General features: G+C 64.6%; 15 protein-coding genes. 8 read left to right on the top strand and 7 right to left on the bottom strand.

What is annotated here, in order from left to right; genetic code table 11:
- The first annotated feature begins 5 nt into the window (after positions 1–5).
- Positions 6–683, top strand: coding sequence for a M24 family metallopeptidase (locus ACZ1II_RS05255; protein WP_465143362.1), 678 nt, complete (start codon positions 6–8; stop codon positions 681–683).
- 42 nt (positions 684–725) lie between these two features.
- Here the strand turns inward: ACZ1II_RS05255 and ACZ1II_RS05250 are convergent, their stop codons facing one another.
- The 3 genes from ACZ1II_RS05250 to ACZ1II_RS05240 form a co-directional block, all read right to left on the bottom strand.
- On the bottom strand, positions 726–2228 hold the full coding sequence (locus ACZ1II_RS05250) for an alginate export family protein (protein ID WP_465143361.1): 1503 nt from the start codon (positions 2226–2228) through the stop codon (positions 726–728).
- A gap of 82 nt (positions 2229–2310) precedes the next feature.
- Positions 2311–3618: an MFS transporter gene (locus tag ACZ1II_RS05245; RefSeq protein WP_465143360.1), complete on the bottom strand. Its 1308-nt coding sequence runs from the start codon at positions 3616–3618 to the stop codon at positions 2311–2313.
- Positions 3619–3922: 304 nt separating this feature from the next.
- The gene (locus ACZ1II_RS05240) at positions 3923–5140 is read right to left on the bottom strand and encodes an MFS transporter (RefSeq protein ID WP_465143359.1); all 1218 of its coding nucleotides are present in this window, start codon (positions 5138–5140) and stop codon (positions 3923–3925) included.
- A 266-nt stretch (positions 5141–5406) separates the two neighbouring features.
- Between ACZ1II_RS05240 and ACZ1II_RS05235 the strand changes: the two genes are divergently transcribed.
- Positions 5407–7197, top strand: coding sequence for an ABC transporter ATP-binding protein (locus ACZ1II_RS05235; protein WP_465143358.1), 1791 nt, complete (start codon positions 5407–5409; stop codon positions 7195–7197).
- Between the two features lie 84 nt (positions 7198–7281).
- Positions 7282–8757 carry an MFS transporter gene (locus ACZ1II_RS05230; protein ID WP_465143357.1) on the top strand — a complete coding sequence of 492 codons (1476 nt, stop codon included), beginning with the start codon at positions 7282–7284 and terminating at the stop codon, positions 8755–8757.
- Here the strand turns inward: ACZ1II_RS05230 and ACZ1II_RS05225 are convergent.
- From ACZ1II_RS05225 to ACZ1II_RS05215, 3 genes are read right to left on the bottom strand one after another with little or no spacing between them, the layout of a single operon-like run.
- A complete protein-coding gene (locus tag ACZ1II_RS05225) occupies positions 8678–9670 on the bottom strand; it encodes a phospholipase C/P1 nuclease family protein (RefSeq protein WP_465143356.1) in 993 nt (330 codons plus the stop codon). The genes ACZ1II_RS05230 and ACZ1II_RS05225 overlap by 80 nt on opposite strands.
- Positions 9671–9690: 20 nt before the next feature.
- The gene (locus ACZ1II_RS05220; protein WP_465143355.1) at positions 9691–10848 is read right to left on the bottom strand and encodes a YdcF family protein; all 1158 of its coding nucleotides are present in this window, start codon (positions 10846–10848) and stop codon (positions 9691–9693) included.
- A 20-nt stretch (positions 10849–10868) separates the two neighbouring features.
- Complete coding sequence (locus ACZ1II_RS05215) at positions 10869–13355, bottom strand: TonB-dependent receptor (protein WP_465143354.1); 2487 nt, start codon at positions 13353–13355, stop codon at positions 10869–10871.
- Positions 13356–13516: 161 nt separating this feature from the next.
- Here ACZ1II_RS05215 and ACZ1II_RS05210 point away from each other — a divergent pair, with 161 nt between their 5' ends.
- Positions 13517–14629, top strand: coding sequence for an ROK family protein (locus tag ACZ1II_RS05210; RefSeq protein WP_465143353.1), 1113 nt, complete (start codon positions 13517–13519; stop codon positions 14627–14629).
- Positions 14630–14672: 43 nt separating this feature from the next.
- Here the strand turns inward: ACZ1II_RS05210 and fumC are convergent, their stop codons facing one another.
- The gene (gene fumC, locus ACZ1II_RS05205; protein WP_465143352.1) at positions 14673–16052 is read right to left on the bottom strand and encodes a class II fumarate hydratase; all 1380 of its coding nucleotides are present in this window, start codon (positions 16050–16052) and stop codon (positions 14673–14675) included.
- Positions 16053–16378: 326 nt separating this feature from the next.
- Between fumC and ACZ1II_RS05200 the strand changes: the two genes are divergently transcribed.
- The 4 genes from ACZ1II_RS05200 to ACZ1II_RS05185 all read left to right on the top strand — a co-directional run bounded on the left by ACZ1II_RS05200 (position 16379) and on the right by ACZ1II_RS05185 (position 22697).
- Entirely contained in the window at positions 16379–18652 is a 2274-nt protein-coding gene (locus ACZ1II_RS05200; protein ID WP_465143351.1) for a S9 family peptidase, read from the top strand.
- Between the two features lie 274 nt (positions 18653–18926).
- Entirely contained in the window at positions 18927–20594 is a 1668-nt protein-coding gene (locus tag ACZ1II_RS05195; RefSeq protein WP_465143350.1) for a Mu transposase C-terminal domain-containing protein, read from the top strand.
- Complete coding sequence (locus ACZ1II_RS05190; RefSeq protein WP_465143349.1) at positions 20591–21547, top strand: TniB family NTP-binding protein; 957 nt, start codon at positions 20591–20593, stop codon at positions 21545–21547. The genes ACZ1II_RS05195 and ACZ1II_RS05190 overlap by 4 nt, the downstream gene beginning before the upstream one ends.
- Positions 21525–22697, top strand: coding sequence for a TniQ family protein (locus tag ACZ1II_RS05185; protein ID WP_465143348.1), 1173 nt, complete (start codon positions 21525–21527; stop codon positions 22695–22697). The genes ACZ1II_RS05190 and ACZ1II_RS05185 overlap by 23 nt, the downstream gene beginning before the upstream one ends.
- Positions 22698–22699 lie beyond the last annotated feature (2 nt).

The following is a 22699-nucleotide window of genomic DNA, read 5'->3' as shown; positions in this document are numbered from 1 at the left end:
TCGCCGTGACCGCATCTTCTCCCCTTACGACATCACCGCGCGAGGCGGTCGGGCCGCACTATTCGATCGATGCCCTGCGCGAGGCGCAGGCGCTGTCCTGGCGCGCGCTGGAACGGATCGTGGAACAAGTCCGTTCGGGCATGCGCGATAGCGAGGCGGTGGCGATCGGCCATGCCGCGCTGGCGGACCTCGGGATGGAGAACTCCTGGCATCCGGTGCTGGTCCGTTTCGGCGAGAACACCCTGAAGATCTTCAGCGACCGCAGCGAAGGCGATGCCGTTCTCGGCGAGGACGACATCTATTTCATCGACATGGGGCCGGTGTTTCACGGCCACGAGGGCGATGTCGGCGCGACCTTTGCCGTGGGCGGCGATCCAGAGATGCAGGCCTGCGCCCGCGACGTGAAAGTGCTGTTCGACCGGGTGCAGGCGATCTGGGGGCAGGGCGAAGTGACCGGTTCTGCGCTCTATGCCCGCGCCGAGGAAGAGGCGCGGGCGCTGGGCTGGGTGCTCAACCTCGACATTCGCGGGCACCGGGTGGGCGACTATCCGCATTCGGTGCACAAGGGCGGCAATCTTGGTAATTTCGATCACCTGCCGAACAAGGGGCTCTGGATTCTGGAGATGCAGATCCGCCATCCGACGCGGCCCTTCGGCGCCTTCTACGAGGACCTGCTGGCGTGAAAGCCGGGAACGCCCCGTCGTGACGGGGCGCTCCCTATCCAATCAGAAGCGGTAGTTCGCCATCAGCCCGAAGTAGTTGCCGTTGCTGCCGCCGTTGGCTTGGAACGAGTCGCTGGCGGCGAAGTAGGTCTCCCAGAGGCGGAAAGCGAGCCGGTCGGTCGCCTGCCACGAGGCTTCGAGGTTGAGGTCGGTGCCGATCGCGCGGCTCGAACCGTAAGGCGCGAAGCTGGAACCCGAAGGGCCGATGTAGACGCCGTCGCCTTTGCGCGCGCGCCACAGGAAGTCCGGTCCGGCCATGACGGTGATCGCGGGCGTCGGCTTGATCGTCACCGAAGGATAGATGTCCATCAGGTTCGAGAAGCTGAAGAACGCCGCCTCGCTGATCAGCGGCAGACGGGCGGCGGCGGGAACGAATGTGCCCATCTTGCCGTCGTTCAGGTCCTTGTCGCCGCTGAAGTAGTTGGCGCGTAGGCCGAGGCGCGGCTTCATCGGTGCATCTAACGTGTAGCCGCCCTCGAACATCGCGCCATAGGCCCGGATGTCCTTGTCGATGAAAGTGCCGCTTTGGTAGGTGCCTTCGAGGTCGAGGTCCCAATGCGGGCCGCGCTTCCACAGACGGCCGCCCCAGTTGTTGCGGTCGTCCTTGCCGACACCTGCGGTCAGCGTCGCGCGGTCGCGCTTCATCTCGTACCAGTAGAGGTCGGTGCCGAAACCGGCAATGCGGTTGGGCGCGCTGACGTAGATGCCGTGGAAGTCCTGCGCGTGGTTCGGACCGTCGTCGAAAGTGCCCGGCTTGATCTGGACCGGCTTCACCGCGAAGACGTCCACCGAGAGCTTGCCCGGCAGGATGTAGGTGGCGCGCAAGCCCTGATAGGTGAAGCGCATGTTCAGGCCTTCGCGCACGCCCGCCAGCTTGCCGTTGCCGAGCGGCATTTCGAAGCGGCCGGGGCGGAAGGTCACCTTGCCCGCCTTGCCCAGCGGCACCGTCACGTCGACGAAGGCCTGGTAGATGTCCACCTTGTCGCGGTTGGGCGCGGTGGCGAATCGTTCGCCGAACTCGCGGTTGTCGCCGAGTTCCAGATAGGCGCGCAGGTTTTCGCCGACATGGAGATCGGCCAGCAGGCGCAGGCGGGACTGGACCGGGTCGTTGTTGTCGTTCGCCCTGAGGCCCAGCGAGGAGCGGTGCCAGTCGGTATAATAGATGCGCGCTTCGCCACCGAGCGTCAGGTAGACATCGTCATTGGCGATCGGGATATGCTTGATCTTTTCGAGCAGCGGGGCGCCGGCTTCCGGCTTCTTCGACCAGTCCTCGGTCCAGCGGATATTCTGCGGCAGGCCTGCCGGGCCGGGGCGGCCGCCGGGCATGGCCTCTGCCGGACGCGGCTGCGACTTCGCGGGGCGCACGCCCGGAGGGGCCTGGGTGGACAAAGTGCCGGCCTCGTCGGTCCTGGCACTCTCGGGTGGGACGGACTGAGCGATGGCGGGCAGGCTCGCGAGGGCGGCTGTACCGCAGGCAAGCAGGGTCAGGGCGCGGGGGGAGCGCATGGGTTATTCCTCTCTGGAGCGTCTTGGTATTTTTGGATGGGACGGCCAGCCGCACACGACCGTCCCTTCAGTACGCGCACGGTCAGGCGACGAGGTTCTCGCGGTAGCGGACCAGCGACAGCACCACGGCGGCGATCAGGGTGCCGCAGGCCAGCGTCATCGCCACCGGGGCAAGTCCCCAACCGGCATTGAACAGCAAGCCTGCCACGATCGGACCAAGCGCCGCCCCGGCGCGGCCCACACCGACCACCAGCCCAGTACCACCGCCGCGCAGCGCGGCCGGATAGCTCTGGGCGATCACTGCATAGAAACCGGCAATCGCGGCATTGGTGAAGAAGCAGGCCACGCAGGCAATCAGCGACAGGCCGCCCAGGGTCGAGAAACCCTGGCCGAACAGCATGACTGCGCCCGATCCCAGCACCATCGAGGCGACCACCAGCGGGCGGATGCCGACCTTCTGGCTGAGCAGACTGACGGTGATCGAACCGATCGCGCCGCCGATATTGGCCCAGACCAGTACGCCGCCGGCAGAGGCCGGAGGGAAGCCGAGGTCGACGACGATCTTCGGAATCCACTTCACCAGGAAGTAGAAGGTCATCATGTGGAAGAAGCAGACGGCGGTCAGCATCGTCGTCACGCTGCCAAGGCCCGGCGCGAAGAGGGCGGCGACGCTCGTCTTCTGCTTGACCGGATCGGCAGGCGGCATCTGCGGCAGCGGCTGGCGACCCTGACGGACGAGCGTGCGGTTGATCTTCTCCAGCGCACCGGCGGGACGCTTGAGCAGGAGGAAGGCCATCGTCTCGGGCACCAGCCAGAGCACCAGCGGAATGAAGCAGAGCGTGACGATGGCACCGAATTCGAACACCGACTGCCAGCGGCCGGTTTCCGCCAGCAGCCAGGAGGCGACCGAGCCGCCGACGATGGCACCCATCGGATAACCGCCCGCCATGATCGCGACGGTCAGGTTGCGACGTTTTGCATTCGAGCATTCGGCGACGACCGCGTTGGTCGCGGCCAGCATGCCGCCGATGCCGAGGCCGGTGAACAGGCGATAGGCGGAAAGGATGGGAACGCTCGTCGCAGTCGAGGCCATGAACATGCCGATACCCATAATGACCAGACAGGCCAGCAGCATCGGGCGGCGGCCGACCTTGTCGGCCAGACTGCCAAGCACGAAGGCGCCCACACCCATGCCGAACAGTTCCATCGAGAGCACCAGTCCGAGCGCGGCGCGGTCGATCCCCCAGTCCTTGGCGATACCCGGCGCTGCGAAACTGATCGACAGCACGTCGAAACCATCGAGCGCGTTGAGCGCGGTTGCGATGGCGATGGCGATTACCTGCCGGTAATGCATCGGCTCACGCGCAATTGTGGCGCGGGGATCTTCCATGCACTTCTCCTCTATCCGCCCCTGTCTTGGTTTCGGGGATCGGATCTTATTGGCGACTCCATCGTGTCCAGGCTCGGAGGCTGGTGCCTGAGGCTGTCACGAAAGTTCGGTCATGTGCTGGTCGCGAGACTCGGGCCGATCTTCAAGCATGCCTCCGCGCAATCGAGGCACAAATAGCCAGATTGGATAGCCTGAATATTGCTAAGTTACTGACTGGAAGACGGAATAGGTTGTCGAACGGAAAACCGTCCAACGGGTTGTTTGTGGGGTTTGGATCGGCGTCGCCGGTTCCCGACTCATACCATCAGAGCGGAGCGGTTCGCTCGAAGCGGGACAGGATCAGGCCCAGCGGGACCAGCACCAGCGTTATTGCCGCGATCATGCCGAAGGCCAGCCACCAGCCATAGGCCGTTCCCTGTAGCCAGCCGGTCAGCGTCGGGCCGAGTGCAGCGAAGCAATAGCCGATGCTCTGGGCCTTGGTGGAGGCGCGGCGGTTCTCGTCCATCGTGCGGGTGAACTTCATGATCATCATGAAGACAAGCACGAAGGTGCCGCCGTGGGCGATACTGCCGATCGGCGACCAGAGCATCCATTGCTCCGGTGCAAGGAGAATCCAGATGGGCGTGATCGTCCAGATCGCGCCCATCGCCATCATCAGCGTCCCCAGCGAAAACCGGCGGGCAAGCAGCGGAATGCCGAGCGAGCCGGTCAGCGAAAGAATCTGGAACGAAGACGAGACGATACCGGCCTGCGTGGTACTCATGCCGCCCATTCCCGCAAGATAAGTCGGCAGCCAGGCGGTCAGGCTGTAGTAGGCGAAGATGTGAACCGCGAAGGCCAGCGTCATGATACGGATCGCCTGTCGCTGGCCGGGGGTCGGCGGTGCGGACTTTCCGGATTTTTCCAAAGCGATCATGACGTCTGAAGATTGCGGCCCGGCGGCCAGACGGACGATCATGGCGATGACGGCAAGCCCGGCCCAACTCGCCAGCGCCCAGCGCCAGCCGATGCGATCGGCCATCGGCGCGGTCAGGGCCAGCGTGAGCATAGCGCCGAGATTGAGGGATATCGTGTAGAAGCCGGTGACGAGGTTCGTCCTGCCCGCGAAATCTCGTGCGATCAGCATCAACGTGACGATGTTGCCGATCGCGATGCAGAGGCCGATCAGCAGCGTCCCTGCAAACAGTCCCTCGATCCCCGCGAAGGGCCGCAGCAGCATGGCGATGGCCACGCCGCCGAGGACCAGTTGAACCGAACGGTCGATGCCGAGCCGGGCGATCAGCGGCGAAACCAGCGGCGGCAAAAGACCGAAGCACAGCACGGGGATACTCGTCAGCAGCCCCGCGCCCACCGAACCGAGACCGATGCTCTCTCTGATCGGTTTCAGCACGGGCTGGATCGCGGTGATCGGGCCGCGCAAGTTGCAGCCGAGCAGGACCAGCGCCAGCAAGGGCATCCAGAACCGGGCTGCTTTCGTTGCGGGGGCTGCGGTGCGGGTCTGCGTCGGCGACGATGAAGGCATTGTGGCTGGATGCAGACCGGGGCTGCAGTTGGCAATGGTCGACTTGTGCGAACGAGACCGGCTCTTCGCTGGCCTTGGCAGGACATATCTGTTAGGAAGCGCGCGTCGGCAATCAGCAGGGAGGGCGACGATGAACCATCCGTATCCGCCCTTTGCGGCTCGCATTCGCGACTGGGGCTGACCGGGTTTTCCCGGAAAACCTGTCCCCTCATCCCGAAACAATCTGCTGATACAGGGACCGCGCAAGACCGCGCGGAAATCCATCCATGACCGATACCGACGAAGACCTGTTCCCGCGCGCCGCGGTCCTGCGCAAGGTTCTGGCTTTTGCCTTCGGCCACTGGCGGCGAGCGCCGGTGCTCGCCGTCGCCTGCGCCGGGGCGATGATGCTGGCGACCGTCACCGAAGTCTTCGTGCCGATCTATGCCGGCCACATGATCGACGCGGTCGGCGGCGGCCTTGCCGCGGAAGCCTGGCGCGCCTTCGCGGCGATCACCGTGCTGGGGCTCGGCCTCGTCGTGTTCCGTTATCTCGGATGGTGGGCGATCACGCCGCTGACCCTGGGCATGATGCGCGATGTGACGCAGGAAGCCTTCGCCCGCGTCCAGCGCCTCTCCACCGACTGGCACGCCAATGCCTTTTCCGGTTCGACCGTGCGGCGCATCACGCGCGGCATGTGGGCGCTCGACACGCTGAACGACGTGCTGCTGCTCTCGCTGCTTCCCTCGCTGACGGTGCTGGTGGCGACGGTGATCCTGATGACCCTGCACTGGCCGGTGCTCGGGCTGGTCATGGCCGTGGGGGCGCTCGCCTATATCACCCTGACCGTCGGGCTGGCGACGCGGGTGCTGGCGCCGACCGCGCGGCTCTCGAACCAGTGGGATACGCGGATCGGCGGTATCCTGGCCGATGCGATCGGCACCAACGCGGTGGTCAAGGCTTTCGGCGGCGAGGAACGCGAGGAAGAACTGCTCGCCCGGACCGTCGCCAAATGGCGGCGGCGGACCTGGCGGACCTGGATGGCCTTTACCTGGGCCGGCACCGGGCAGACCAGCCTGCTCTGGCTGGTCCGCGCCGCCGTGACCGCCGCCGCGCTCTGGCTGTGGATGCAGGGGCAGGCGGGCCCGGGCGATGTGGCCTATGTGCTGACCAGCTATCTCGTGCTCAACGGCTATCTGCGGGACATCGGCCAGCACGTCCACATGCTCCAGCGCGCGGTGAACGAGATGGAGGAACTGGTCCAGCTTCACGACGAGCCGCTGGGCGTGGCCGACCGCGCCGATGCGCTGCCCATCCGTATCGGCGACGGTGCGATCCGCTTCGAGGACGTGACCTTCCACTACGGCGGGCAGGACAAGCCGCTGTTCGAGCACCTCGACGTGACGATACCGGGCGGCCAGCGCGTCGGGCTGGTAGGGCCTTCCGGCTCCGGCAAGACCAGCTTCGTCAAGCTGATCCAGCGGCTTTACGATGTGGAGCAAGGCCGGGTCGTCATAGACGGGCAGGACGTGGCCCGCGCCACGCAGACCTCGCTGCGGCGGCAGGTTGCCATCGTGCCTCAGGAGCCGGTACTGTTCCACCGGACTCTGGCGGAGAACATCGGCTATGGCCGCCCGGACGCCACGATCGAGGATATCGAACGTGCGGCGCGGCTGGCCAATGCGCACCACTTCATCATGCGCCTACCCAAGGGCTATCGCACGCTGGTGGGCGAGCGCGGCGTCAAGCTCTCGGGCGGCGAGCGCCAGCGCATCGCCATCGCGCGCGCCTTCCTGGCCGATGCGCCGATCCTCATGCTCGACGAGGCGACCTCCAGCCTCGATTCCGAGTCCGAGGCGGCGATCCAGGAGGCGATGGAGCGGCTCATGGTGGGCCGGACGGCCATCGTCATTGCCCACCGCCTTTCCACGGTCCGGGCGCTGGACCGTATCCTGGTGTTCCATCGCGGCGAAATCGTCGAGGACGGTACGCACGAGGATCTGCTGAAATCGGGGCAAGGGCAGTATCGCCGCCTGTTCGAGCGGCAGGCGGGCACGGTCGTGGCCGAGATCAACTGATCGCCCGGACCGTCGCAAAAGTGAAACGACGGGCGGCTAAAGGCGCGCGTGGCGCCCGGTCCCGCGCCGTTTCTTTGACGTGGCATGACGGTGCAATCGAACAGGTCCGCGCGCCCGGCCCGAACGCGGGCAGGGGCAATCTCCGGCTTCGAGAGCGAAGCGCGGCTGATCGGCTATGCCAGCGGTAATTTCGGCAAGAACCTGATTTTCCTCGGCGCCGACGTTACATTCCTCTATCTGCTGACCGACCTGTTCGGCCTGCCCGGATCGGTGGCGGGACTGCTGATGCTGGTGGCGGTGACGGGGGACCTCGTGTTCGATCTGCTGGCGGCGCTGCTGGTCATTCGCTTGCGCCGCGCGGGCCGGGGTTATCGTTGGCTCATCCTGGCGGGCGCGATCCCGGCAGGGGGCGGCTTCGCATTGCTCTACGCGCTTCCGGCTCTTGGGGCCGAGCGGGTCTGGATGGTCGCCGCCGCGCTCCTGCTGTTTCGCGGGGCCTATGCGGTGATCGATGTGCCGCACAACGCCCTGATGGCGCGCATGACGGTGGACAGCCGGGCGCGGGGGCGGGTCTCCGGCTATCGCCTGTTCTTCAGCACGACATCCGCGCTGACAGTTGCCGCACTGCTGACGCCGACCGTCCAGCACGCGGTATCGGCACGCATGCTGGAACTCCTGGCACTGACCGGCTGTCTGGCAGGCGTGGTCTTTGCCATGACCATCGCCTTCTCTGCGCTCGCTTCGGGGCGCGAGGTCGCACTGCCGGCCGAAGAATGCCGCGACGGCATTGCCGTGCCGCTGAGGGACGGGCTGGTCTTCGGCATGGGGCTTATCGCGGCGATCACCGGCTTTGCGGTGCCGACTTTCGAGCGGATGCTGCTTTACATGGGCACTTACGTTTTTCACCGCCCCGACAGCGTGAGTTCGCTGCTTGTCGCGGTGACCTGCGGGCAGTTCTTCGGTGTGCTGTTCTGGACCATGCTGACAGGACGCTACGACAAGAGCCGGTTGCTAGCGGCGGGCCATCTGCTTTGCGCGGGAAGCCTCGGGCTCTTTGCATTGTGCATGACCTCTCCGCCGCTTCTGCTCGCCAGCGCCGTGCTGGTCGGCGCGGGCTTCACATGCGTGTTCATGCTGCCCTGGGGGCTTCTGGCCGACACCGTGGATTTCGTGGCCTGGCGCCATGGACGCCGGTTCGAGACCGGCCTTTTCGCCTTCTATCTCGTCATCGTGAAAGCCGGTGCAGCGGCGGCGAACGCGACGATCGGCTGGTCGCTCGGAAGCCTTGGCTATGTGCCGGGGGCAGAGCAATCGGCGCTCGTACGCACCGGCATTCTGGTGCTCGGGCTGGGCGTACCGATCGCCGGAAGTCTGGGTGCCTTCGTGCTGTTGCGGCGTTTCGACATCGGCCATGCACGCCACGCCCGCGTGCTTGCGGCGCTATCTCGCCGCAAGCACGCGGAGCCGGCAGTTGTTCCGTTCAGGCCCCGGTCTGCGGAGGCGCCGAGCCGGTTTCGGGATCGTAGTCGGGATTGGCAGGATCGAGCGGCGAAGGCGTGAGCGGGACGGGGCTGACCGCACTCTCCGCCCAGGCCCGGCAGATCATGTCGCGCAGCATCGCCGCGCCCTTGCCGGTCTGGGCATAGACCAGTTCGCGCACGTCCCTATCCTTGAAATTGGCGAAGCGGTCGCGCTTTTCGAGGATGTAGACCTGCTCCATCCGGCTGGAGGCATCGTCGAGGAAGGCGAGGACGGCATCGAACATGTCGCCCTCACGGTGGGCGGGCGCACCGAGGCGCGGGGCGATGTCCTTGACCGTAAGGCCAATGCCGTCGACGAATGCGCTCTCGAAGCGGCCATGAATCGAGCGGTCGCGGGTGTAGCCCTTGGGATTGTCGCCCCGCCAGCCGTCGCTGTTGACGGAATCGTGCAGCGGCTGGGCGCCGTCGCCGATGTAGTGGCCGAGGCGGATCACCTGGAAGGCGCAGTGCTGTTCGGCAAAGGCGCTGTCCTTGCCCTCGGCCCGAAGCGCGCGGATCTGGCGCATGCAGGCGATCAGGCGCTCGTAGGATTCCATGGCGGCATAGGGCAGGGTGCCGGTCCAGCGGACATTGGTGCGCGCGGCCGTCGCCGGGTCGCTGTCCTTGATCGCCTCGTAATGCTTGTAAAGCGCGAGAACGAAGGCATAGCGCGAGCGCGGGATCGGCTTGAGGAAGGCGAACTGCTCCTTGAACCAGCCGTGGTTGGGGTCTTCCTTGATCTTCGAGAAAGGTTCGCTGTCGCCTCGCCAGCCGTCGGGAAGCGAGGCCGAAGCGGCGATGTAATCGACATGGCGGCGCAGGAAGGTCGGGCCGTCGTCGGGGATGGCCTCGATCGCGGCGCGGTCGATGACGGCATGGGCAGTGCCGCCCCAGGCGAGAGCAGGAGCGGGAAGAGCGGCAGCGGCGAGCGCTGCGAGAACGAAGGGACGCATGGCGGGTTCCGTCGGAAAGGTCAGGGGTCGAGCGGGTCGCGCGGATCGACCCGTGCGGACTGCGGCGAGGGACGGAATTCCAGTTCCGTCGGCGAGATGCGGCGGCCGACCTTGCCTGGCTCGTAGCCCAGTTCGGTCAGGTTGCGCTGGACGAAGGCGGAGCTTCCGATCGCGGCGCTCTGGCCGGGGTTGCAGACGATCACCGTGTCCTTGTCGAGCGGCGCGCCCATGGCCATCAACAGGCGCGTGGCATTGCGCAAGTTGGTGGTCGTGTGGCGGGCATAAGGTTCGATCACGATGGCCTCCGCCGGGATACCATAGCGCTCGATCAGGGCCTTGCGCATCTGCTCGGCTTCGGTGAAGCGGGTGGCGCGCGGATGGGCGCGGCCTCCGGTGACGATGATGAACGGCACGTCGCCTTGCGCGAAACGGTCGGCGGCGAGGCGCAGATGGTATTTGCCGAAGGGGCTGAGTGCCATGTCGGGCACTTCCGGCCCCACGCCGGTCACGATCATCGCGCTGTAGCGGAAGCGCTTCCAGTCGAGGCTTCTGGCCCTTTTCATGGCGAGAGCATTAAGACCGCCCGCGAGCGGCTCGAAGCCGATGGCATCGGTGCGGTCGCTGGCGTCGAGCAGGGCGAGCGCGAATTCGATGCTGGGGTCCAGCGCCTGCGTGGAAGCGCTGCGCGGGGTCTGGGCGAGCCAGGCGGCGGCTTGAAGGCGAGCGCGCGTCTCCTGCGGGTCGATCGTGCCGGCACCGTCGATCTGCGGGTATGCGGGGACTTGCCCGAGGCCGAACGTGCGCACCACGGCATTGACGCCCTCGATCTCACGCATGGTCTGTGCGGCGGTGCCGTCATCGGCGCTGCGCGTTCCGGCGGGCTGCACCGCCGCATGGGCGAGGAGGGCGCTTTCCGTCGGCGTCCAGACCATCGCCTGCGCGAGGCAGCCGAGGTCGATGGCGCAGGCGTCACGGCGTTCCTGCCGGGCCCGCAGCATGGCCGCGACTTCCGGCTTCGCCTTGATCGCCTCCATCGCGGACATGTCCCGGCCCAGCGCATCCAGCAGCGGGAACAGTCGGCCCGACAGGGCTTCGGTCTCGACGTCGCGAACCGCCCCGGCCGAAGCCGGGACGGAAGCGAGCGAGAGCATGGCCGCTGCCAAAAGCGGGGCGGCCATCCGGTACGCCTTTCCGCGCATTACCAGGCCTTGCTCACAACGAGGCGGAAGTTGCGACCAAAGATCGGGCGACCGTAGATCGCCTCCGAACTGCCCTGACCCGCCAGCGAGTCGGTGCGGGTATTGCCTTCGGTCAGACCGTGGGCATTGAACAGGTTGTCGCCTACCACCTGAAGCTGCCAGGTCCCGTGCGAAACGGTGATGCCCGCGCCGATGGTGCCGTAAGCCGGAAGCGCGGTGTTGTTATAGAGGTCGACGAAGCGCTTGCCCATGTACGTGTAGCGACCATAGACCGAGATGTCGGTGTCGTTCGTCGAGAAGCTGAAGCTCGGGCGGATATTGCCGTAGACCTTCGGCTGGCGGACGATCTGGTTGCCTTCCGCCTGCTCCGGATCGGCGCCGGTGCTGCTCTGGAAGTTCTTGTACTTGGGATCGCTGACGGTCAGCGCGCCGTTCAGCGTGAACCACGGCGTGACCGACCAGGCACCGTCGAACTCGATGCCCTTGACTTGCGCCTCACCGATGAAAGGCACGTTCACGTCGTTGCGGCCCGTGGTCGGGTCGAAGGCGAGGAACGAGGCGTTGAGCGGGTCGAAGTTGGTATAGAAGCCGGTGACGTAAAGGTACGAGCGACCCGAGGCGAGCTTGAGGCCCACTTCGTACTGGTCGGCGACGGTTTTGATGATCGTCGGGTTGATGCTCATCACCGTCTGGACGTTGGGCGGCGTTTCGAGGTGCGAGGCGCGGCCGTAGAGGCCGACATGGCCGGAGAAGTCGTAGTTGGCGCCGACCGTCCAGTTGGTGGCGTTGGGCTTGAGTTTCTGGTTCAGGATCACGCCGGTGAAGGCGCGGGTTGTGTCGTCGGCCAGGGTGGTGGCGTCACCGAGGTTGGCCTGCGCCGTAAGTGCGGCCCAGCCCTTGTAGCTGTAGCGCTCGTGGCGGATACCGGCGTCGATGCGCAGGCCGGGGACGATCTCCCAGGTGTCGTTGGCGTAGAGCGCGAACATCTTCGCATCGGAGTCGCCCTGGTTGAGCGTCGCGGCGTAGTTGAGCACGCCGTTGTCTGTGACGCGGCCCACCACTGCACCGGCGGCATTGTAGCCCACGAGGTCGAGCGTGCGCGGTTCGCCCGCCACTTCGATCAGGTAGTTCTGGTAGAGGGTCCGGCTGTCCTCGCCATAGAGGCTGCCATAGACGCCCAGCTTGATGTCATGTGTGCCGATGCCGGTCTTGACCTGCTTCGCGACCGAGAGGTTGGCCTGCCCCGAATAGAACTTCGAATGGATGTCGCGGTACTGGCCCTGCATTACGAGACCGGAGGCGGCAGAGGGATCGTAGACGGTATCGGTGCCCGCCAGCACATAGCCGAAGCGGGTCGCGCCGAAGGGCGCACCGCCCGCGCGATTGAGGTAGCCGTTGGCGAAGGCGTTGCCGTCGACCGGGTTTGTGGTCGAGTAGAACGCCGTGAAGTCGTTCTTGCCCTGGGTGTAACCGGCGGCCGCGGTGACCAGCCAGCCGTCGAAATCGCCTTCGTAGTGCGCGCCGAAGTTGACCATCCGCATGTGGCGACCGTCGGAGAGGTCGCTGTTCCGGCTCTGGATCACGCCGTTGCCGTCACGGTACTTGAGGTTGACGTTGCGGAAGGCGGGCGAGTTCATCGTGCCGGTGAAATAGTCGATGTACGGGTCAAGCGACTTGCTGGGATCGCGCGGATCGGCGATCGGGATCGGCAGGTAGAAGACGTTATGATCGTTGACATAGTTGAGGTTCAGCTTGATGAACCCGTTGTCCAGTTCATGCTTGATGTTGGCCCGGATTTGACCTCCCTTGTCGTTAGGGAAGCCGTTGTCGCGGTAGCCGTCGTGGTAGCGAAGGAAGCCGCCCACGGCGTAATAGGTGTTCTTGCCAAGGGGGCCCGCCTGATAGGCGTCGAGGCGGTATAGGCCGGTATCGCCGAGCGTTACTTGCGCCTTGCCGCGTGCCACGTCGCTGCCGGTAACGGTGATCGCGTTGATGATCGCGCCCGAATAGCTGGCATAGACCGGAGCCGGACCGCCGCGCACCACTTCGACGCGTTCGGTCATGAGGTCCTGCTTCAGGATCGCATCACCGCGGAAGAACACGCCGTCGTTCTCGTGGAACAGCGGCAGGCCGTCCTGCTGGAAGCTCACGAAGCCGCCGTCGTTGGGGAGGCCGCGAATGCGATAGATGTTCTGGACTTCGCCGCCGGTGATTTCGGTCTGGAAACCGGGAAGCTGGCCGATCAGGTCCGCGAAGTTGACCGGCGCGATCTTCTGGATGTCTTCCTGCGACAGCGTGTTGATCGCATAGGAGACGTCGAAGCGGCGCTGGGCACGGGTCGAGCCGGTGACGATGATGTCGTCGGTGGGCGCTGCCTGCTCGGCGCCGTCAGCCGGAGCAGGGGCGGTCTGGGCGAGTGCAGGCACGGTAAAAACGGTGCAGACGGCGGCAAGTGCCGTGCTGGAAGCGAGAATGCTCTTACGCATTGGAGGACCCCTCATTTCGTTGCAGGTCTGCCTTGGCAGGCGACGCGGGAAGGCCCTTGACCGCGGAACATGACGTTTTTAATTATTATTCGTGAAATAAATAATTATGACAGTTCCGAGGCAGGTCGCGCCTGCCCGGTAGCTGTCGGAGTCATGGCCTCATGCTTTTGCCCGCCCTGGAAAAGGATCAGCGCCGGATCATTCAGGAATTGCGCAAGTCCGGTGCGCTGTCCCGTTCGGCGTTGGCCGAGCGGCTGGAAATCAGTCCCGCTGCGCTGACCAAGTTGTCTCGCGCGCTGCTGTCGATGGGGGTGGTGGAGGAGCTCGACGATCCCGGCCATCAGGCACGTGGACGACCGGCAGTGCCGCTGCGATTGGCATCGAATGGCGGCTATGCGGTTGGCGCCACGGCGCACAAGGGTATGCTCGACATCGCTCTCGTGGATTTCGCGGGCACTGTGATCGCCAGGCATCACGAGACAATCGCGCCCATCGATCCCCGACAATTCGCGCGCAGGGTGCGCGCTATCACTCACGAGCTGGTGAACCGGCACAATCTGCTCGGGCAACGCATGCTGGGCATGGGTGTGGCGGTGCCGGGACCGGCGCTCTCGAACGACGGCGAGCGGTGGAGCGTGGTCGACGCGCTGCCCGGTTGGCGCGGCGCACCGCTGCACGAGATCCTGTCCGGTGAACTGGGCTGGCCGCTCTGGCTGGAAAATGACGCCAATGCCGCCGCATTGGCCGAATTCTACCTCGGCGGGCTGCTGCGCGATTTCTCCACCGTGGTCGTGCTGCTGCTGGGCTATGGGATCGGCGCGGGGGTGATCGTCGACGGACGACTGATGCGCGGGCAACATGGCGTAGCGGGGGAAGTGGGTTGCCTGTTCCCGCTGGATCGGCCTCGGCCAAGTCCGCTCGACCTGCTGGCCTGCCTGCGCGCGGATGGCTGCATGATCGCCTCGGTCGCCGGGATCGATCCGGGCGCTCCCGAGCAGCGCGATACCATCGAAGCCTGGATGGACCGGGCAGCGGGGCAGCTTGAGCTGGTGTGCAATACGGCTTTCGCGTGGATCGATCCGGGGGCGATCGTGCTGGCCGGGCCGCTACCGGGTGAAATTCTGTGCGGATTGAAGGACCGCCTGACGCGGGCGCCGCTGGTCACGACGGTGGAAGATCGCCGCCCGCCGGTGCAGGTCTCGAGCCTTGGTGGCTCGCCGATCACGCTGGGCGCGGCCCTGCTGCCGATCCACGCCTTCGCAGCGCAGGAATAGGGAACGCGGGAGCATTACAGCGCTCCGCGTTCCCCAGTCTGGGTCAGACCATGGTTTCGGGGCGGACGAGCCGATCGAACGTCGCATCGTCTACCAGACCGAGTTCCAGAGCCGCCTCGCGCAAGGTCTGGCCCTTGGTGTGGGCGTGCTTGGCGATCTTGGCGGCATTGTCGTAGCCGATCTCCGGTGCCAGCGCCGTCACCAGCATCAGCGAACGCTCCAGCAGTTCGGTGATCCGCGTGCGGTTCGGCTCGATGCCGTCCACGCAGCGCTCGGCAAAGCTGGTCATGCCGGTGGCGAGCAGTTCGATCGAGCGGATCACCGCTGCACCGATCATCGGTTTGAACACATTGAGTTCGAAGGCGCCTTGAAGCCCGCCCACGGTCACGGCCTGATGGTTGCCGATCACTTGCGCAGCGACCATCGTCAGCATCTCGCATTGTGTCGGGTTGACCTTGCCGGGCATGATCGAACTGCCCGGCTCGTTCGCGGGCAGGTCGAGTTCGCCGAGGCCAGAGCGGGGGCCGGAGCCGAGCAGGCGGATGTCGTTGGCGATCTTGGTCAGCGCCACGGCCAGCGTCGAGAGCGTGCCGGAAAGCTGCACCAGCGCGTCGTTGCTGGCGAGGGCCTCGAAAGTGTTCGGCGCCTTGACGAAGGCCTTGCCGGTCTGCTCGGCGAGATCGGCGGCGATGGCTTCGCCGAAGCCTTCCGGGGCATTGAGGCCGGTGCCGACAGCGGTACCGCCCTGGGCCAGCCGCAGCACGCCTTTCTCGGCATCGCGGACGCGCTGGTAGGCGTCGCGAAGCTGCTGGACATAGCCCGAGAATTCCTGGCCGAGGGTCAGCGGGGTCGCGTCCTGAAGGTGGGTGCGGCCGATCTTGACGATATCGCTCCAGGCCTTGGCCTTGGCATCGAGTGAGGCGGTCAGCCGGTCGAGCGCGGGGACCAGCACTTCCTCGATCGAGACCACCGCCGCGACGTGGAGAGCGGTGGGAAAACTGTCGTTGGACGACTGACCGCGATTGACGTGGTCGTTGGGATGGACCGGACTCTTGCCGCCGCGCTGGCCGGAAAGGATCTCGTTGGCGCGGCCCGCGATGACCTCGTTGACGTTCATGTTGCTCTGGGTGCCGCTGCCGGTCTGCCAGATCACCAGCGGGAACTGGTCGTCCAGCTTGCCTTCGACGACTTCGATCGCGGCGGCCTCGATGGCATCGGCAAGCCCGGCTTCAAGACCATGGGCGCGGTTGGCGCGGGCGGCGGCCAGCTTCACGCGGGCGAGGGCGCGGACGATCGGCAAGGGCATGCGTTCGCTGGCGGGGAAGGGGAAGTTCTCGATGCTGCGCTGGGTCTGGGCGCCCCAGTATGCGGCGGCGGGAACCTCGATTTCACCGATGCTGTCGGATTCGCGACGAATATCCATGGCCTTGACCGTCTCCTCGTTGCCGGACCGCGGTTTCCGGCCCGGTGTTGAAACTATGATCTCCCCCCGAAGGGTTCAATGGCGGCGAATCAGCGCGCCGCGTGGAGAGCATCTATGAACCTTGAGCAAAGAAAAGAATATGCGACGCATTAGCATTTAATGCGTCTCGGTCGGCGATTTTCGCATGATCGGAACTCGCTTTCGCGTCTGCTTGCTCCGCCATCCAGAAGTGCCCGAGGATGACGGAACCGGGCAAGCAAGCGTTGCGTCTCGCAGTTAATACCGTATACGATTCACATCCAACTCATCGAATAAGGTCGCGTCCCATGTCTCTTGCTGCTCGCCGTGCTCGTATTTGCGGACTGTTGATGGCGGGCGGCGCAGCGCTGATCTCGGCGACCGTAGGAGCGGCACCGGCGCGCGCGGATATCGATCGGTCGCTCGCCCTTCGTCAGACATGGCAATATCTGACTCGCGATGTGGCCTGGCCCGCGCACTGGACACCGGATGGCAGCGCTTTCTCCTATCGCAAGACCGTGGAGGGCGGTTTCGCATTCGAGACCGTGGATGCCCGGTCGCTGGAACATAACCCGGCCTTCGACCAGCAGCGCTTGGCCGCGACACTGACCAAGGCGCTGGGCCGACCGGTCGCACCGCTGCGCCTGCCTTTCGCGGAATTCGACTACGCCGGGGACCGGCAGACCATCCAGTTCTGGCTCGACGAGGACGGCTGGCGCTGCAACCTGACCGACTATGCATGCGAAAAACAGCAAGACCCGCGTCGCCCGCGCGGTTTCGGCGTCGTGCGTGACCTTTCGGTACCGGCGGACAATCATCCGCGCCTCTCACCTGACGGCAAGTGGGAAGCGCTGGTGGAAGATGACAACCTGATCGTCCGTCCCGCTGGAAGCAAGACTGCTGTTCGCCTCAGCACGGACGGTTCATCCGGCAATTTCTACGATCCTGAGACCATCGCCTGGTCGCCCGACAGCCGTCACCTGATGATCTACCGCGTCCGTCCCGGTTATGCCCGCCACGTCCTACGCGTGGAAGCGGCGCCGAAGGGGAAGGGGCAGCCGGGCCTCCAGACCCAGCTCTATCCCAAGCCTGGCGACGCTATCGACCAGGAGCAGCCGGTGCTGTTCGACGTGGCGGAAAAGCGCCAGACCGTGGTGGACCCGTCGCTGTTCCCCAATGCCTACGAACTGTCCGGCCCGCGCTGGCGGGCGGATGGCAAGAGCGTGGAATTCGACTACGTTCGGCGCGGGTTCGGGCAGGCGAAGATCGTCTCGGTCGATGCCGCGAGCGGCGCCGCTCACGCTGCCGTCACCGAGAATGCTAAGACTTTCGTCTATGCCGACCGCCGCTTCTCGCACGATGTGAAAGGCCTCGGCAATGAGATCGTCTGGGCCTCGGAGCGCGATGGCTGGAACCACCTCTACCTGATCGACGGCCGAACCGGAAAGGTGAAGAACCGCATCACCACCGGCCAGTGGGTGGTCCGCGACGTGGTCAAGGTCGATGACGACAAGCGCCAGATCTGGTTTGCCGCCAGCGGCATGAACGCAGGCGAGGACCCCTATTTCCGCCACTACTACCGGATCGATTTCGACGGCAGGAACCTCACTCCGCTGACCCCCGAACGCGCCGATCACACCGCCAGCTTCTCGCCCGACATGCAGTTCTACGTCGATACATATTCGCGCGTCGATTTGCCCAATGTCAGCGAACTCCACCGTGCAAGCGACGGCGCACTGGTTCAGACGATCGCGAAGGGCGATATCAGCCGCCTGACGGCTGCCGGTTTCCGTGCGCCGGAAGTCTTCACCGCCAAGGGGCGAGACGGCAAGACCGACATCTGGGGTCTGGTCGTGCGCCCGCGCGACTACGATCCGGCGAAGAAGTACCCGGTGATCGAAAACATCTACGCCGGGCCGCACGACAGCTTCGTGCCCAAGAGCTTCTGGCCCTTCGGCTATCACTCCGGCGGCGACAAGGTGATCGGCATGCAGGCGCTGGCCGATCTCGGTTTCATCGTCGTGCAGATCGACGGCATGGGCACGGCCAACCGCTCCAAGGCATTCCAGGATGTGGCGTGGAAGAACCTCCAGGATTCCGGCTTCCCGGACCGCATCCTCTGGCACAAGGCCCTGGCGGCGAAGGACCCAGCCTATGATATCGCCCGCGTCGGCATCTACGGTGCCTCCGCAGGCGGGCAGAGCACGCTCAATGCACTGTTGTTCCACGGCGACTTCTACAAGGCCGGGGTTGCCATGGCCGGCTGCTACGACAACCGCATGGACAAGATCAGCTGGAACGAACAGTGGCTCGGCTGGCCGGTCGACAAGAGCTATGCCGATGCCTCCGGGGTCGACAACGCCGCAAAGCTTCAAGGCAAACTGTTCATGATCGTTGGTGAACAGGACAGCAATGTCGATCCGGCTTCGACCATGCAGGTCGCCGATGCGCTCATCAAGGCGGACAAGGATTTCGACCTGCTGGTCGTGCCCGGCGGCGAGCACAGCGTCGGGCGCTCGACGGGACCGATCGACTATGTGACGCGCAGGCTGTCGGAATTCTTCATCCGCAGCCTGCAATGAAGCAAGCCTGAGCTTACCAGGGGCGTGCTGTCTAGCGGCACGCCCGACATCGCTCCGCGCAATTTGAGCGCTGAAAAGCAATGATGTCGGTTTTCCTTATTCCCCGGACGCAAGAATGGCGGAAAACCTCACATGCAAATGCCGGATCAACTCCTCAAATATCGGACAAGCGAAAGTCAGAGCGCGAGGGAGGAGGGTAAGCTTCTCTAGACTCCGCGCTCCAAAAGGCAGACACTCACCGCAGGTTTTCCAGCAAGGCTGTTTGGCTATGCAGGTGGCAAAAACCGCATCGGATGCAGATTGGGAAGAGGCGCGTCGCCGCGAGATGGTAATCCGTCCGCTGGCGCATCGCCCGCGTATCTCCGCCGAAGTTGCCACTGAAGCCATGTCGAAGCTCGGGCTTCAAAGATCCCGCTTCCACGAACTCCTTCAGGCATATCGCGCCGCGCCGTGTGCCGCCTCGTTGTTGCCGGGCAAGCGTGGCCGGACATCTGGAACTCGAAATCTCTCAGCCGATGTCGAGCAATTGATCAGCCGAGGGATCGAAGAACATTACCTGACCCGCGAAAAGCCGAGTGTCCAATCTCTGCGACGTTGGTTGGACCACGAGTGCAGGAAGTCCGGCATTCGGCCGCCGAGCACCAAGGCGATCACCGCACGCGTGCAGGCTTTGCCTCCCGTTTCCACGGCCCGGCGACGCCTCGGTGCTAAGGCAGCCAACGATCGATGGGAGCCCAATCGCGCTGCGATGGAAGCGGGCTTCGCACTCGAGGTGGTCCAATCCGATCACACACTCGTCGATGTGATCGTGGTCGATGACCTGTACCGCAAGCCCATCGGCCGCCCATGGCTGACCGTGATGATCGACATTGCGAGCCGGACGATACCCGGATTTCATCTGGACCTGTTGGCGCCCTCCGCCGTGTCGGTGGGCATGTGCATGCGCCACGCAGTGCTGCCCAAAGATGATTGGCTCGCTGAACGCGGTTTGGCTGCGCCTTGGCCGAACTATGGCCTCATGGACCGGCTACATCTCGATAATGCGCGAGAGCATCATAGCGAAGCCCTCAGGCGCGGCTGCCGCACCTATTCCATCGAACTGGAGTACCGGCCAATCAAGCGGCCGCACTTTGGCGGGCATATTGAGCGGCTGATCGGCACGATGATGGGAGCGGTGCACCTGTTAGCAGGGACGACCTTTTCGAATGTGCTGGAGAAAGGGGAGTATGACGCGGAAGGGCGGGCCTGCATGACCATGGCTGAGCTGGAAGCCTGGCTGACGGCCCAAATCATCGGCCCCTATCACGCGGAACGTCACCGTAGCCTCGGCATACCGCCCTCATTGGCGTGGGATGAGGCGATAGCCCGGCGGCCGGAACTCATGCGCCTGCCGCTCGATCCTGGTTGCTTCCTTTTCGACTTCCTGCCGTGCGCGAGCCGCGCCGTGACGCCCAACGGTATAGAGCTCTTCAACACGCATTACTGGGACGATGCGCTCCCATGTTGGTACACTCGCCACGGACAGCGCATGACGGTTCGCTGGGATCCGCGCGATTTGTCGCGTGTGTGGCTGGAACTCCCGGACGGCGATCATTTGGAAGTGCCGTATCGCGATCTGCGACGCCCGGCGATCACGCGCTGGGAACAGAGGCAGGCGGTGCAGGCCATCCGAGCCAAGGGTTTGGACGCGCGCAATGAGGCTCTGATATTTGCTGCAGTGGAAACGCAGCGTGCGATCATTTCTGAAGCCGCGCATAAAACCAAGGCCGCACGGCTTGCGTTGCAGCGCACCCGGAAAGCGCTCTCCGACGCGCATCGTGCGCGTGAAACCGTTTTCTCCGTCTCCACCGAGAAGCAACCGGAGGCGCCCCTGTTGGAAGATAAGATCACTTTGAAAGAGCCGGCGCGGCTTCCTTTCGTCGTCGATGAGATGCGGCGATGATATCTGCGACACATCTCGCCGAAGGCTATCGGCAACGGGCACAACGCCCCGATTCAGAACGCATTGCCTGGATCCGGCAGGATCGCTGGCTCGGCTTTCCGAAGGCGGAGGCGGTGCGGGCAACGCTCGAGGCGATGTTCACCTATCCGGCCCGGACCCGCATGCCGTGTCTGTTGATCTTCGGACAGACCGGGATGGGCAAGACCCGCATCGTCGAGCGGTTCGAGATGGAAAACCCCCGCAGCTTCGATGACAGGATTGGCGTCGCCACCATCCCGGTGGTCGCGGTGCAACTGCCGCCACAGCCGACCGAAGGGGAGTTTTATGGGGAGCTGCTCGAAGCCTTGGGCGCCGGTTACGCCGGCAAGGTCGCCTGGTCGGAAGGCCGCACTGAAATATGCCGGGCGCGCCATCTCGCCCGCCGGGTAATGACGCAGGTCCACGCGCGCATGCTGATCCTCGATGAGATTAACCACATGCTCGCCTGTACGCCGCGTCAGCAGCGGATTTTCCTCAACACGCTGCGGTATTTCGCGAATGACCTGAAAATTCCCATCGTATGTACGGGCAATCACGAGGCTCGAGCTGCGTTGCTGACCGACGCCGCCTTGGCCGAACGGTTCGACGCTGTGGAACTCACGCGTTGGCGAGACGATGAAGCGTTCCGCGACTTGCTCCAGACCATGGGGGCCATTCTGCCGCTCCGTCAGCCGTCCGAGCTGACGAACGATCGTTGTCGGCTCGGCATTCTGGATCTCAGTGACGGGAACACTGGACGGATCTTTCGCCTGGTAGAATCGCTGGCGGTCAGAGCGATCGAGACCGGCGCTGAGCGCATAACGGCCAGCGACCTGGATGCGGAAGATTTGGTTTTGCCGTCCGTCAGCATGAAAAGCCTGGTCCGTCGGCGGGGCGAAAGGAAGGCGAGCTATGGGAGCCGCACGGCGCATTGAAGCGACAACGGTGTTACCGGTCGCGCCTCGACCCCGACCTTGCGAGCTGGTGTCGTCGTGGCTTGGGCGAACCGCAGCCCAATATGACCTGGAAACCCCGCAACTCCTGGATTGGCTGGCGCCGAACGGGGCTATGCCGCGAAACCGGCCGGACGTTACCTGGCAGGAGGATGAAGCCGCGCAAGTGATAACGGCGTGCCGCGCTGAACCCGCCGAGATCCGAGGGCTTCAGCTTGCTGAGGTATGGCCTCGGCTCGTCGTGGATTGGCTGCCGGCGCCCGGTCCCGGTGGGCGGATGAGGGGAAACCTGGACCTCAACTGGTGCCGTCAATGCCTCGACGAAGCGCATCGGTCCGGCGGCGCCTACCTTGACCGTGAAACCGCGCTCCCGCTCAATTTCTGCCACCGCCATTGCTCATGGCGTCACGATTTTTGCGATAATTGCGATCCGCGGCATGAGCCGCGCTTTGTCTATGCCGATCCGGTCGAATTTGTCTGTGCAGATTGTGGTCATGCTCCTAGAAATCCCGGCAAGTTTGCTCCCAGGTATGCGGCGAGCGAGACTTGGCAGCCGGACGGTGCCCGCTTTGCGCGGCTAATGGCGTTCGAGCGTCAATTGCGTCGGGCGATCCTGGGGCAGAACGCCTATCTCACAGGGGCGGGTCCGGTCACGTCTCGGCAGATGCTGGATGTGGTTGGTGATCTGACATGGGCCTTGCTTGCTCCGCAAATAGGTACAGGAAGTCTGATAAATTCATTCAGTCGCCCACATCGTCATTGGGTGCGCGATCACCGCCCATGTACCTTTTCGCCATCCTTCTATTGTGAGCTGTCGCCGGTCTATCGGGCCTGGGTTTTGAGTGCCGTGCAAACTTTGCTTGCGCCGCGTCCGCCAGCTGGCCGGAGTTCGGTTCGCGAGGAGGCGGGCAACCAGCCCCGGGATCTGGAGTGGTTGCTGCTGTGGGCTTTCCCGACCTTGCAGGCCATGCTGATTTCCCGCAGCGCCCGGTGGCCGCGCCGGTTACGAGAACGGGTGGCGAGAATGGCAGGCCATCCGGAACTGCGCCATCTTGATGTCGCCGCGGAGCTTGCAAAGCTGGACGCCCGCTGTGCGCGGGAGCAAGCGATGCCATATATGCCGTGGGCATAATG

Source organism: Novosphingobium sp. BL-S-20 (genome assembly GCF_055521635.1).
This window is presented reverse-complemented; position numbering and strand designations above follow the sequence as displayed.

Bases quoted from the DNA above. Each gene is read 5' to 3' on its own strand.
- ACZ1II_RS05215 (WP_465143354.1), bottom strand. From the start codon at position 13,355: ATGCGTAAGAGCATTCTCGCTTCCAGCACGGCACTTGCCGCCGTCTGC.
- ACZ1II_RS05250 (WP_465143361.1), bottom strand. From the start codon at position 2,228: ATGCGCTCCCCCCGCGCCCTGACCCTGCTTGCCTGCGGTACAGCCGCC.
- ACZ1II_RS05210 (WP_465143353.1), top strand. From the start codon at position 13,517: ATGCTTTTGCCCGCCCTGGAAAAGGATCAGCGCCGGATCATTCAGGAA.
- ACZ1II_RS05245 (WP_465143360.1), bottom strand. From the start codon at position 3,618: ATGGAAGATCCCCGCGCCACAATTGCGCGTGAGCCGATGCATTACCGG.
- ACZ1II_RS05235 (WP_465143358.1), top strand. From the start codon at position 5,407: ATGACCGATACCGACGAAGACCTGTTCCCGCGCGCCGCGGTCCTGCGC.
- ACZ1II_RS05225 (WP_465143356.1), bottom strand. From the start codon at position 9,670: ATGCGTCCCTTCGTTCTCGCAGCGCTCGCCGCTGCCGCTCTTCCCGCT.
- ACZ1II_RS05220 (WP_465143355.1), bottom strand. From the start codon at position 10,848: ATGGCCGCCCCGCTTTTGGCAGCGGCCATGCTCTCGCTCGCTTCCGTC.
- ACZ1II_RS05230 (WP_465143357.1), top strand. From the start codon at position 7,282: ATGACGGTGCAATCGAACAGGTCCGCGCGCCCGGCCCGAACGCGGGCA.
- fumC (WP_465143352.1), bottom strand. From the start codon at position 16,052: ATGGATATTCGTCGCGAATCCGACAGCATCGGTGAAATCGAGGTTCCC.
- ACZ1II_RS05240 (WP_465143359.1), bottom strand. From the start codon at position 5,140: ATGCCTTCATCGTCGCCGACGCAGACCCGCACCGCAGCCCCCGCAACG.
- ACZ1II_RS05190 (WP_465143349.1), top strand. From the start codon at position 20,591: ATGATATCTGCGACACATCTCGCCGAAGGCTATCGGCAACGGGCACAA.
- ACZ1II_RS05200 (WP_465143351.1), top strand. From the start codon at position 16,379: ATGTCTCTTGCTGCTCGCCGTGCTCGTATTTGCGGACTGTTGATGGCG.
- ACZ1II_RS05185 (WP_465143348.1), top strand. From the start codon at position 21,525: ATGGGAGCCGCACGGCGCATTGAAGCGACAACGGTGTTACCGGTCGCG.